Below are 12,355 nucleotides of genomic sequence, written 5' to 3'. Positions count from 1 at the left end.
GGGCGGGTCTTAAGTCGATTCCTTGGGTTCTCGTACCGGAGAACCTCATTCCTGGTGATGTCTCGAACCGTTATCGAACCGTTCTCGAACCGCTCTTGAATCGCTCTCGAACCGATGAGGAGTTATGAAGAACCTTGCAGGAAATCGCGGCATGACAGCCGTGGCGACCGCTCTCGTCCTGTCCACCGTGGCGGGCTGGGGCACCGCTTCGGCGGCGCCCGCCGGTGCCGCGCCGACCGCGGCGGCGGATGCGCCGTCGGCCGCGGTGGAGACCTTCGGCTACCCCGGTTCGGCGCAGATCCTGGCGGCGCGGGGGATCACCCTGACCCGTGGCGACGGGGGTATCACGCTGACCGACTGCGGCAAGGCCGGGAGCTTCCAGATCAAGGTGCGGGCGATCACCACGCCGCCGAACCCGAACGACGAGGTCTGCTTCGCCGCACCGGGCGCCTCCGGGTACCTGGCGCTGTCGATCCCGAACGCGTACCGGGTCAGCACGTACGGCCGCTCGGTGCGGGCGAGCCTGTCGACGGACCACAAGCCCACCGAGACGGTCGACGTCGCTGCGGGCGGGGACAAGGGCATCGGCGAGACGCTCGACCCGAACAGCCGGGCGGTGGTCCTCGAACTGCGTGTCACCGGATCCACCGCCCCCGCGCCCGCGCCCCAGCCCACCGACCCCGCCCTCGCCTTCGCGGCGAAGGTCAACGTCGGTGACGGCAAGCGCTCCTGCACCGGCACACTGGTGGACCGGTACTGGCTGATGACGGCGGCGTCCTGCTTCACCGACACCCCGAACGACCTGTCCACCGTCACCGCCGGCCCGCCCAAGGACAGGACCACCGCCACCGTCGGCCGCACCGACCTCACCAACACCGGCACCGGCGCCGTCGTCGACGTGGCCGAGCTGGTACCGCGCACCGACCGCGATCTGGTGATGGCCCGGCTGGCCACGCCCGTCGACGGCATCACCCCGGCCGTGATCGCCGGCACCGCGCCCACGGCCGGAGAGACCCTGCGCATCCCGGGCTACGGCCGCACCGCCACCGACTGGGTGCCCACGAAGCTGCACACCACCACCCACACCGTCGGCGCGGTCACGGCGACCGCCGTCGACACCGCGCCCGCCGCGGGCCAGGCCGCGCTCTGCCAGGGCGACGCCGGCGCCCCCACCCTGCGCGGCACGAACGGCAGCACGGAGCTCGCCGCCATCGCCACCCGCTCCTGGCAGGGCGGCTGCCTGGACACCCCCTCGACCGAGACCCGCACCGGCGCCAACGCCACCCGCGTGGACGACCTCGGGCCCTGGGTCAAGGTGCTGAGCTACCGTACGGCGGAGGTCAAGGCAGGCCTGCACGTCCAGATCGTCGGCGGCAACACCGGGCTGTGGGACACCGCCGTCGACCGCAGGACGAACAGCTGGCTCGGCTCGTGGTCGCCGATCGACAGCAGTGCGCTGACCGCGGTGGACAGTGTCACGATCGGCGACACCGTGCACGTCTTCGTGGCCGGAGCCGGACGGGTCTACACCAAGGACGGCAAGGTCGGCGGCGCATGGACCCCGTGGCGCGAGGTCCCCGGCGGCGCCGCCGGCGTCCAGGGCATCACCGCGACCGCCCGTGGCAACACCGTCAGCCTCCAGATCATCGGCTCGGACAAGACGGTGTGGGACGCCACCGGCGACTACGGAAACGGAACCGGCAGCTGGAGCGGCTGGGTGAAGCTCGGCGACAACACCGCGGACCACCTCAGCAGCGCCACCACTCCCGACAACACGGTCCACCTGTACTCCGTCGGCACCGACGGCAGGGTCTACACCCGCGACAAGCCGGCCAACGGCAGCTGGACCCAGTGGATCGAGATCCCCGGCGGCGCCGTCGGTGTCAAGGGCATCACCGCCGCCGCCCGCGGCAACACCGTCGACCTGCAGATCATCGGCGGCCTCGGCGACCTGTTCACCACCTACGGCCACTACGACCTCGGCTACTGGGACCCGCAGTGGCAGAAGGTCAGCGACAACCGCCTGAAGGCGATCAGCAGCAGCGCCGAGGGCAACGTCGTCCACGTCGTCGCCGTCAACGAGGACAACAAGGTCTACAGCCGCGACGCCGACTACAACGCCGGCACGTGGACACCGTGGCGCGAGATCCCCGGCGGCGCCACCGGGGTGACGGCCATCACGGCCACCACCACCGGCTGACCGTCCCGATCGAGGGGCGCCCGGGGTTCCCGGGCGCCCACCTCGCTCCGCCACTACTCGCCGCCGGGCTTGGACAGAGCCCGGCGGCCGTGTTCGTGCGGAGTGCCCGGCCGTCTGACGTCCGATCCGTCCAATCCATCCGATCCGTCCGGACGTCGAAGCGGCCGGCTGCTCCGGCAACGATTCGCTTGCCTCTCCTGTCTCCTGTCTCCTGTCTCCTGTCTCCTGCGCACCCGCACAAACCGCCTCGCCCATGGTTTCCGCGCTCCTCGGGGAGCGAATGATGTCGGCGGGGGAGCCCGGCCAGTCGGGTGCGGGTCGTTTCCGGGGAGGACGAAGTCGGAGATGGTGGTTCGGGGGGAACCGTGGGACAAGGGTCTGTCTGCGAAGGACCGATTCGAGCGCTGGCGGCATGAGTTGGGGAAGGCGCGGGAGTGCGAGATGACCAGTGCTCACGCCGACAGCTTCGAGGCGGACCTGCGGTGCGTGGAGCTGGGGCCGGTCGCGCTGGTGGGGTCGTCGTTCCCGTCGGCGCGGTTCCTGAGTACGGAGCGGATGATCCGGCGCTCGGACCGGGAGCAGTACTACCTGACGCTGCTGACCTCCGGAACACACGGACTCAGACGCGGCCGGGACCAGGTGGCGACGTTCGGTGTCGGGGACCTCGCCCTCATCGACACCTCCACTGCGCACGACGTGCGGATGGTCGGGGACCGGCACCCCGACGGGGAGGTTCAGCGAGTCACGGGTGTGGGCATCAACCTGTCCCAGTCGTCACTGCCGGTGCCCCCTCGTCTGGTGCGCGGCCTGCTGGGGCGAAGGCTCTCCGCGCGGGCGGGTGCGGGGGCGCTGCTCGGGCAGTTCCTGGTCGGGCTGGACCGCCAGGGGGGCGCGCTGCGGCCGGCGGAGGCAGCGCGGTTGGGGACGGTGGTGACGGACCTGACGGCGGCCTGGATCGCCGGGGAACTCGAAGCCGAACACACGCTGCCCGAGGAGTCCCGGCAGCGGGCCCTGGTGGAGACCGTCCGGGAGTTCGTCCGGCGCAACCTCCACGACCCCGAACTGACCCCACCGGTGATCGCCGCCGCGCACCACGTCTCCGTCAGCCAGCTGCACCGCCTGTTCACCCGGCACTCCGGCGGCGAGACCGTCGCCGCCTCGATCCGCCGCCAGCGCCTGGCCAGGGCCCATCGCGACCTGGCCGACCCGGCCCTGCGGGACACCCCGGTCCACGCCGTCGCGGCCGCCTGCGGCATCCCGCGCGCGTCCGAGTTCAGCCGCGCGTACAGGGCCCAGTACGGGACCTCACCCCGTGAACGCCGCCGCCAGGCGCTGCTCACGGGGGTGGCGGTGGACGGTGGCGGCGGCATCGAGACCGGCCCCGCGCGGGAACTCCCGCGTGGCGTCCCCCCGCAGGACGGGCCATGACGTTCTCCTGACCGCGAGTTGAGGGTGCGGGCCGGTCCGGGCCGGTCCGGCGTCAGCCGGCCTTCCAGGCGAGCGGCTTGTCGTCCTTGTCGAGCCACGCGACGTACTGGACGGGCTTGTCGGAGGGGGCGAGGTAGACGGCGCACTCGTGGTCGCTCTGGCCCTTGACGAAGTCCTTGCCGCCCTGGGGGACGTCGCTCTCGCAGGTGGGGAAGGCGCTGAGCAGGTCGACCTTGCGGGCCTGGGTGGTGTCGCCGGTCATGGCGTGCAGGCGGAGGTTGAAGTAGGGCTCGAAGATGCCGTTGCCGCCGGTGTGGGTGTAGGTGACGTGCACGTAGTACGGGGTCTTGCCGGCCATGTCCTCGGGCTTGAGGAACTTGGCGAGGTCGGCGATGTCGCCCTTGACCACCTTGACGGGGCCGATGGTGAGGGAGATGTCGCCCTTCTCGTGGTCGGCGAAGGTGCCCTTCGCGGTGGCGGTCGGCGCGAGCGCGTCGGCGAAGCGGCTGGGGGCCGTGGGGGTGGCGGTGGTCGGTGCGGCGGTGATGCCGGGCAGCGCGCTGCCGGCCGTCGACGGCGGCGCGGTGGCCGGGGCCGCGGTGGTGGTGGCCGCGCCGGCCGGGCCGTCGCTGTTGTCGGGGCCGCAGCCCGTCAGGACGAGGGCGAGTGCGACGGCGGCCGGAACGGCGGCGGTGCGGAGTGCGGTTGCGGAGCGCAAGAAAGGTCCCCCGGGGAATGACGGTCGGGTGCCGGCCGAGGCGGAAGCGCCTTAGTCGGCGTGGGCAGGCCTGGCGGCGGCCGCGCGGTGCGGCCTTGATGATCTTCCACCGGTGCCTCCGGGTGCCGCATGAGTACGCGTACTCAAACCTCGGCTCGTGCGACGGCCGGCGGATCGGCTCCGGGGAACTCGGCGACCGTGCCGGGTCCGGCGCAACACGTTCGCGAACAGCGTGACGGTCATCGATACGGCGACCAACACCGTGACCGCCACCATCCCCGTCGGCACCGGGCCGGAAGGCGTGGCGGTCACCCCGGCCCCGACCGCGACCGCGCTGACCGCGACCGACACCGCCTTCAACCGCCGACGGGCCACCCTCGTCTTCACCAGCGGCAGCACCGGCCACGGCACCGTCCTGTGCACCGCCACCACCGACGCCCACGGCGTCGCCACCTGCCCCTCCTACACCGGCCCCAACCCGCCCGCCACCAGCGGCGTCGCCAAGGACCTGCGCTTCAACGGCTACACCGCCACCCAGGACGACCACGACTGGTGACCGGCTGACCGGCCCTCACCCCGGGGCACCACGTACGGTCCGACAAGGAAGGCCGCCCGGCCGGACCACACCGGCCGGGCGGTCCCACGACACGTCCCCGGCGGCGTGGGCCCGTCCAGATGATGACGCATCGCAAGCGCAGATGTACGAAAAGTAGTCAAGCGAGGCGGCTCGGATGATGATGGCGGCGAAAGCCCATCAGGGGCCCCGGCCCGCAAGGAGTTCAGACGCGTTGGACCTGTGGCTGCTCAACCACGTCCCGACCGTGCCGCTGACCGCGCTGGTGGTCGGCGGGTTCCTGCTGGCCGCGCTGGCCGGCAGCGTGCTGGCGGTGCGCTGGTTCCCGCGGCTGGCGGACGGCGGGTACAACGAGATGGTCGGGGTACTGCTGGGCGTGTTCGGCGCGATCTACGGCATCATCCTGGCGTTCGTCGTGGTCAACCTGTGGACCGAGCTGCACGACGCCGGGCACGTCGTGGCCGGCGAGGCCAGCGCCGTCTCCCAGATCGCCCGCGACGCGCAGGCCTTCCCGCCCGTCACCCGCCAGGCCGTGGACACCGCCGTCCACGACTACGTCCACGCCGTCGTCGAGGACCAGTGGCCCCTGATGCGGACGGGAAAGGGGGACTCGGCGGTGACCACCCGCGCGGTCGACGGCTTGTACCGGGCCCTCACCGACTACGAACCCCGGACCACGTCCGAGCAGGCCTTCTACACCAAGGCCCTGGACAGCCTCAACGAGGTCGCGGCCCTGCGCCGCACCCGCATCGCCGACAGCCACGGAAGCCTGCCCGCGCTGCTGCAGGTCCTCGTCTTCGGCGGCGCCGCCGTGATCACCATGCTGACCTTCCTCTACGGAGTACGCGCCCGGCCCGCCCGGCTCCTGTTCGTCGGCACCGTCGCCACCCTGATCGGCTTCAGCCTGCTCCTCGTCATCGTCCTCGACCACCCCTTCTCCGGAGACCTCAGCGTCTCGCCCCAGCCGTTCAAGGACAGCGCCCTCGCCCGCTTCTGGTGACCGCCGGGGACGGCGTGCCCGAGCCGGTGGCCGGGGGTCGGGGGTCGGAACAGTGGTTCGGTGACCGTGCAGACCGCTACTCGGTCCACAGGGCGCGTACGGCCTCGGCGTTCTCCTGCCCCTGGGCGAAGCCGGCGAGGCCTGCGGGGGCGCGGGTGCTCGGGTCCAGCGGGTTCGTGCCGAAGGCGGCCTGGGCGGCTTCGCCGGCGGTGATGACCACGACCCGGGAGTGCAGTGCCAGTTCGGCCACCTCCTGGTCGAGGTCGGGCGTGGCGAGCGGGGCGAGGATCAGCACCCGGTCGAAGCCCGTGGCGAGGTCGGCGTTCACCATGGTGCGCACGCCGCCGTCCACGTACCGGCGGTCCCCGATCGTGACGGGCGGCCAGACACCGGGCACCGCGCAACTGGCCGTGACCGCGTCGAGGAGGTCGACGCCCGACTGGCGGGTGAACACCACGTCCTCGCCGGTGCGGGCGTCCACCACGGTGATCCGCACATCGCCCTCCGGCCAGGAGGACAGCGCCAGCCGGGCCGCCACCGACGCCCGCCGCGCGGCCTCGTCCACGGTCGACGCCGCCAGCGCCAGCGCGCCGACCCGACGCCGCTGCTCCCGCGGATCGTCGGTGCCGGTCCGCGCCTCGGTGAGCTGCAGCCACAGGTCCTGAAGGTCGATCCCGACGGGCGTCAGCTCCGTCTCGGCGCCGTCCGGCCGCGGCTTGATCTGGTGCTCGTAGCGCTCCAGCAGCGACACCTCGGGCCGCAGCTGCGCCGCCACCACCGAGCCCGCCGACGTGCCGATCACCACGTCCGGCGTCCTGACGTCGACGCCTGAGGGGCCGTCCGCCAGCCCGGCGAGCACGCCGAACGTCCAGGCGATCCCGGCCACGCCGCCGCCCCCGAGCACAAGAGCCTTCTCCCGCCCCACCTGATGCCCCCGTTCCTCTTCTTCCGGTCCGTCTCGACACCGCGAACCGTACTCGCGCGTATCGACGGGCGGAACACGGCGGTTGAACCGTACATTCCCATCCGCGTGGTGATCCCGGGATTCGCGGAAGAGGTGGGCCCGGCTGTCGTCGGCCCGGACCGCGCGTCGCGGTCCGGGCCCTGCCGCGTGCCCCCTGCGGCGGCGGTGCGTCAGTTCTGTGCGGTGTCGTCGCCCGTCTGCGCGGCGTCTTCGGCCGTGCCCGCCTTGTCGCGCATCTTTCGCACCAGCTCCGCCTTCTGGTCGGCCGCACCCTGGCGGTCGAGGTTGCGGTGCGGACCGTTGTTCTGCCGTTCGGTGCGGGACAGCCTCTTGCGCTGGCCGCCACCCATGCCCACGGGGTTGTTGATGTTCTTGCTCATGGTCAGGGTCTCCGGTCAACGATGTGAAGTGATCTACGGAACGTTACCCGGGTCCGTCGACCCCACCTACCAGCCTTTTCGCTCCCCCGGCGTCGGCCGGGCCTTCGCCACCCGCCTGCGGCTGCCCCTCTCGTGCTCCCGGGCTCAGTGTGGTCTGAGGCCGTCCATGAGCAGGTCGAGCAGGCGCTGGGCCTGTGCGGGTTCTCCGGACCTGGCGGCGACGGCGAGCATGCCGAGGATGCCGGCGGAGACGTCGTCGGCGCGGGCGTCGGGGCGGATGTCCCCGGTGGTGGCGCCGGCGTCGAGGATCGTGGTGATGGCCGACAGGAGCTCCTGTCGGGTGTGGGCGAGGGAGATCTCGCCGGAATCGATCATGGCGAGCAGGGTGTCGGTCATGCCGTGCTTGGTGGCCTGCCATTCCGCGAACAGGTCCATCCACAGGCGCAGCGCCTGCGCGGGCGGGTGGTCGGCGAGCAACTCGCTCGCCCCGGCGGTCAGTCGGACGACCTGGTCCTGGTAGACGGCGTCGACGAGGGCTTCCCGGGTCGGGAAGTGGCGGAAGACGGTGGCGACGCCGACGCCCGCCTGTCGGGCGATCGCGCGCATCGACGGCTCGGTGTCGGAGGTGGCGAAGGCGCGGGTGGCCGCCGCGAGCACGGTCTCGCGGTTGCGCGCGGCGTCGGCGCGCAGCGGCTGGTGGGCTTCCGGGGACGGTTCGGCGGTCATGTCTAAACGGATCACGTTCCATTTGAGTCGGTCGTCGGGGTAGTCTAAGCCCGAGTCAAACGGAACGCGTTCCGCTTAACCTTGGAGGGGACCTCATGTCCGAACCCGCTTCCGCGCCGGGCACCATGCGCACGGTGCGTTTCCACGAGAACGGCGAGCCCGCCGACGTCCTGCGCCTGGAGACCGCTCCCGTGCCCGAACCGGGGCCCGGCCGCATCCGGGTCGCCGTGCACGCGTGCGGACTGGCCCCGGCCGACTGGGCGCTGTGCCGCGGGCTCTTCCCCGGGACCCTGCCGCGCGGCATCGGCTGCGACGTCTCGGGCATCGTCGAGGCCGTCGGCGCGGGCGTCACGGACGTGGCCGTCGGCGACCGGGTGTTCGGCACCGCGGACTTCGCCCGCCAGCCGAGCGCCGGCGCGGCGGACCGCGCCGTGCTGGACCACTGGTTCGCGGTGCCCGAGGGCCTGGACCTCACCCGGGCCGCCGCGCTCCCGATGGCGCTGAGCACCGCATCCTGGCACCTCGCGCGACTCGGCTCGATCGCGGACCGCACGGTCCTGGTCAACGGCGCCGGAACCACCATCGGCTACGCGGCCGTGCAGATCGCCCTCGTCCGCGGGGCGCGGGTGATCGCGACCGCCGGACAGACCCACGCCGAGCGGTTGCGCGACCTGGGGGCCGCGGTGGTCGGCTACGGCGAAGGCCTGACCGAACGGGTCGAGGCCCTCGGCGTCGGCCGGGTCGACCTCGCCTTCGACACCGCGCCGCCGAGCGGCGCCCTGCCCGAACTCGTGCAGGTCGTCGGTGGCGATCCCCGGCGTGTGCTGACCTGCTCCGACCTGGCCGCAGCGCCGGAACTCGGGGTGCGCGACACCTTTCACGAAGACCCCGCGAAGCGGACCGACAACGAACTCTTCGGCGCCTTCCCCGAGTTCGTACAGCTGGCCGCGGAGGGCAGGTTCTCCGTGCCGGTCGCCGGAACCTTCCCCCTCGCGGACTGGCGCAAGGCCCTTGAGATCAGCCTGACCGGGCACGCCCACGGGAAGCTCCTGCTCCTGCCCGCCGGCGGCACCGACTGACGGCCGCCCCACCGCCCGCCGCCTCAAGCGATCGTCGGGGCGGCGGGCGCGCGGGCCTACTGCGGGGCCGTCGGGCCGGGGGCGGCCGGCGCAGGGAAGTACCCGGTGCGGCGGAAGGAGTGGATCATGTTGTCCAGGAGGACCCGGTCGACGGGCGGGCAGCTGATCCCCGACCCGGCCAGGCCGGCGTCGGTCCTGCTGTGGTCCATCCGGGGGAAGTGCGCGGACAGCTCGGCCACCGTGATGTCGCGGGTCGCGGCCGGATTGGTGAACAGCGGCTCGAACGGGCCGAACGGGTGGTCGGGATGGTCGGCCAGGTGCCGGGCCATCGTCCGGGACCACTCGCGGTAGGGGACGGCGCGCACCGGGTAGCCGTGGGCGCGGAGCCGGTCCAGGAGGGCGTCGAGCAGGCCCGCGCGGGGGTTGACGACGTGGAAGGTCCGGCCGCGGGCGGGCTGGGTGAGGCTCAGGTGGGCGACGGCCCGGGCGACGAAGTCGGACGGTACGAGGTTCAGCGGCGGGTTCGAGTCGGGGGCCAGGCCCAGTTCGACGATGATCCTGAAGAACTGGGAGATCGCCGCGGCGGGGTCCCAGGTGTGGGTGACGGTGTCCCCGCAGATGTCGTACGGGCGGTAGATCGCGGCCGGAAGCCCCCGGGCCGCGGCGTCGCGGATCAGCTGCTCGGCGACCCACTTGCTCTCCCAGTACCCCGTCGACAGCAGCTCGACGTGGTCGACCGGGGTGTCCTCGCCGAGGTGGCGCACCCCCAGGGCGTCGATGCCCCCGGCCACGCCCACGGTGGAGACGTAGTGCACCGGGATCGCGCGGCGCGCCGCGAGGGCGATGATCTCGCGGGTGCCGTCGACGTTCGGCGCGCGCAGCTGCTCGTAGGGGTAGAGGAAGTTGACGTGGGCGCCGCAGTGGTGGACGGCGTCGGCGGTGGCGGCCTGGTGCTCCCAGTCGGCGTCGGCGAGGCCGAGGCGGGGGAGGGCCAGGTCTCCCGGCAGGGGGTGGACGCGGTCGTCGGGCAGGGCGCCGGCGATGGCGTAGCGGGCCCGTACCCGGGCGAGGCGATCGCGGGCGTGGCCGGTGTCGCGCGCACGGACCAGGACGTGGACGTCGGCGTCGGTCCTGGTCAGCAGCTCGTCGAGCAGGCGTGCGCCCAGGAATCCGGTGCCGCCGGTGAGCAGGATGCTGCGCGGGGCCCGCCAGCGCGGGACGGGAGGTTCGGCGAGGACGGGTGGCGCGTCCCAGGCCAGGTCCCTGCGCCACCTGTCGGCGGTCGCGGCGGTCTGCGCCGGCCCGGCGACTATGCGCTCGACCGCGGCGGTGAACGCGGCCATCGTCGGCTCGGCGAGCAGGGCCGTGACCAGCCGGTAGCCGTGTGCGCTGCCGATCCGCAGGCGGCGCTGCAGGCGGATGACCAGCTGGGCCGCATGGAGCGAGCTGCCGCCGCAGTCGGTGAAGCTCCCGGCGCCCGCGGCCGTTCCGGGCAGTGCGGCGGCCCATGCCTGGGCCACCGCCTGGCGGGTCGATTGCGGCCGGGCGCCGTCGTCCGGGGTGTCCGGTGAGTTCGGTATGTCCGTGGTGTCCGGCGTATCCGGGGTGTCCGGCGCGATCGGCGCGGTCGGCGTGTCCGGCCGGGGCCGCGCGGCGAGGAGAGCGGCACGGTCGACCTTGCCGCTGGCCAGGAGCGGGAGCCGGTCCAGCACGGTGATCACGGCCGGGACCATGTAGGCGGGAAGCCGCTCGGCCAGGTGCGCTCGCAGCTGCGCCTCGGTGGGCGGCGCGTCCGGGTCCCGGCCGGCCGCGTGGGCGGCCAGGTACCTGCTGGTGTCGTCCTCGTGGGCCAGCACGACGGCGTCGGCGACGCCGGGGTGGTCGACCAGGGCCGCGCGGATCTCCTCCGGCTCGATCCGGAAGCCGCGCACCTTGACCTGGTCGTCGCGCCGCCCGCGGAACTCGAACAGCCCGTCGGGTCTGCAGCGCACGAAGTCGCCGGTGCGGTACAGGAGTTGGCGCCCGCCGTCGCTACCCTCCCCGTCGGCCCCGCCGTCCACGGCGACGCGGAAGCGTTCGGCGCTCTCCCGCGGGTTGCCCAGGTAGCCGGGGGCGACGCCGCCGCCCCCGACGTAGAGTTCGCCCTCCTCACCCGGCCCGGCGGGCGTGCCGTCCTCGCGGAGCACATGGCAGACGGTGTCGGCGACGGGGCGGCCGATCGGCACGGTGGTGGCCCGCGGGTCGAGGTCCCGGATCTCGTGGGTGAGGCTGAAGACCGTGGTCTCGGTGGGGCCGTAGCAGTTGAGCAGGTGCAGCGGCCGCCCGTGTGCCAGCACGCGCCGTGCCGCGTCGGGGCGCATCGTCTCCCCGCCGGCCAGGACGTACCGCAGGCCGGTGAAGGTCTGCGGACGCTCCCTCGCGACGTGGTGGAAGATGCTCGCGGTCAGCCACATGACGCTCACGCGCTCGCGCTCGATGCGTCGGTGCAGCTCGTGGGGGGCCAGCAGGACCTGCTGCTCGACCGGCACCAGGCACGCGCCGTTGAGCAGCGTCGCCCAGATCTCCAGGGTGGACGCGTCGAACGACAGCGACGCGGCGTGCAGGACCCGGTCGTCGGGCCGTACGTCCATGAACCCGTTGTCCAGCGCGATCCGCGCGACTCCCCGCTGGGGTGCGGGAATCGCCTTCGGCTCCCCGGTCGACCCTGAGGTGAACATCACGTAGGCGGGCGTCGCCGCGGCGTCGCCCGCACCCGGCAGCTCCGGCAGCTCCGGCTCCCCGGAGCCGGCGCCGCCGTCCGCCAGGACGTCCGCGAGGTCCACGACGTCGGCCCCGCCGTCCACCGGCACGTCGGCACCGGGCAGCCGGACGACCAGCCCCGCCCCGGCGAGCCGCAGCATCGCCCGCACCCGGGCCGGCGGGAGCACCCCGTCCACCGGCAGGTACGTCGCCCCCGCGTGGACCACCCCCAGGATCGCCAGAACGGCGTCCGCGCCGCGCGGGCCGGCCACGCCGACCACCGCCCCGGGCACCACCCCCCGCCGCCGCAGACCGCGCGCACACCGCTGCGCGCCACCGGCGAGCTCGGCATAGGTCAGCCGCCGCCCCTCGGCGTCGATCGCCACGTTCCCCGGACGCCGCCGGGCCTGCTCGTCGAACAGCTCCACGAGCGGCCGGCTCCACAACGATGATCCGGACACAGCACTCCCTACAGCACCGAAACACCACAACACCACCGAACCGGACCCGGACCCCCGGACCCGGGACCGGCCCGGCGCCGGGCCCG

The 12,355-nt window shown here is 73.2% G+C and carries 10 protein-coding genes; 5 read left to right on the top strand and 5 right to left on the bottom strand.

Annotation, left to right across the window (positions count from 1 at the left end; all coding sequences use genetic code 11):
• The first annotated feature begins 151 nt into the window (after window positions 1–151).
• Both ACIP4P_RS06770 and ACIP4P_RS06765 read left to right on the top strand, forming a co-directional pair.
• Window positions 152–2,200, top strand: a complete 2,049-nt coding sequence (locus ACIP4P_RS06770; protein ID WP_400915480.1) for a trypsin-like serine protease — start codon at window positions 152–154, stop codon at window positions 2,198–2,200.
• Window positions 2,201–2,545: 345 nt separating this feature from the next.
• Window positions 2,546–3,628: a helix-turn-helix domain-containing protein gene (locus tag ACIP4P_RS06765; RefSeq protein WP_400915479.1), complete on the top strand. Its 1,083-nt coding sequence runs from the start codon at window positions 2,546–2,548 to the stop codon at window positions 3,626–3,628.
• A gap of 52 nt (window positions 3,629–3,680) precedes the next feature.
• Here the strand turns inward: ACIP4P_RS06765 and ACIP4P_RS06760 are convergent, their stop codons facing one another.
• Entirely contained in the window at window positions 3,681–4,346 is a 666-nt protein-coding gene (locus ACIP4P_RS06760; RefSeq protein ID WP_400915477.1) for a hypothetical protein, read from the bottom strand.
• 232 nt (window positions 4,347–4,578) lie between these two features.
• Between ACIP4P_RS06760 and ACIP4P_RS06755 the strand changes: the two genes are divergently transcribed.
• Together ACIP4P_RS06755 and ACIP4P_RS06750 are read left to right on the top strand one after the other, a co-directional pair.
• Complete coding sequence (locus ACIP4P_RS06755; RefSeq protein ID WP_400915475.1) at window positions 4,579–4,902, top strand: hypothetical protein; 324 nt, start codon at window positions 4,579–4,581, stop codon at window positions 4,900–4,902.
• Window positions 4,903–5,134: 232 nt separating this feature from the next.
• Window positions 5,135–5,920: a DUF4239 domain-containing protein gene (locus ACIP4P_RS06750; RefSeq protein WP_400915474.1), complete on the top strand. Its 786-nt coding sequence runs from the start codon at window positions 5,135–5,137 to the stop codon at window positions 5,918–5,920.
• 76 nt (window positions 5,921–5,996) lie between these two features.
• On the opposite strand, the gene ACIP4P_RS06745 is transcribed toward ACIP4P_RS06750, so the two are convergent.
• The 3 genes from ACIP4P_RS06745 to ACIP4P_RS06735 all read right to left on the bottom strand — a co-directional run bounded on the left by ACIP4P_RS06745 (window position 5,997) and on the right by ACIP4P_RS06735 (window position 7,990).
• A complete protein-coding gene (locus ACIP4P_RS06745) occupies window positions 5,997–6,845 on the bottom strand; it encodes a patatin-like phospholipase family protein (RefSeq protein ID WP_400915472.1) in 849 nt (282 codons plus the stop codon).
• A 209-nt stretch (window positions 6,846–7,054) separates the two neighbouring features.
• Entirely contained in the window at window positions 7,055–7,264 is a 210-nt protein-coding gene (locus ACIP4P_RS06740; RefSeq protein ID WP_400915471.1) for a DUF6243 family protein, read from the bottom strand.
• 144 nt (window positions 7,265–7,408) lie between these two features.
• Window positions 7,409–7,990 carry a TetR/AcrR family transcriptional regulator gene (locus ACIP4P_RS06735; protein WP_400915469.1) on the bottom strand — a complete coding sequence of 194 codons (582 nt, stop codon included), beginning with the start codon at window positions 7,988–7,990 and terminating at the stop codon, window positions 7,409–7,411.
• Between the two features lie 125 nt (window positions 7,991–8,115).
• Here ACIP4P_RS06735 and ACIP4P_RS06730 point away from each other — a divergent pair, with 125 nt between their 5' ends.
• Window positions 8,116–9,069 carry an NADP-dependent oxidoreductase gene (locus ACIP4P_RS06730; RefSeq protein WP_400916391.1) on the top strand — a complete coding sequence of 318 codons (954 nt, stop codon included), beginning with the start codon at window positions 8,116–8,118 and terminating at the stop codon, window positions 9,067–9,069.
• Window positions 9,070–9,125: 56 nt separating this feature from the next.
• Here the strand turns inward: ACIP4P_RS06730 and ACIP4P_RS06725 are convergent, their stop codons facing one another.
• A complete protein-coding gene (locus ACIP4P_RS06725; RefSeq protein WP_400915467.1) occupies window positions 9,126–12,236 on the bottom strand; it encodes an amino acid adenylation domain-containing protein in 3,111 nt (1,036 codons plus the stop codon).
• Between the last annotated feature and the right edge of the window lie 119 nt (window positions 12,237–12,355).

Source organism: Kitasatospora sp. NPDC089509, from assembly GCF_044749365.1.
Classification (GTDB): Bacteria; Actinomycetota; Actinomycetes; order Streptomycetales; family Streptomycetaceae; genus Kitasatospora.
The sequence above is the reverse complement of the archived record's forward strand: the minus strand, read 5'-3'. Positions and strand labels throughout refer to the sequence as shown.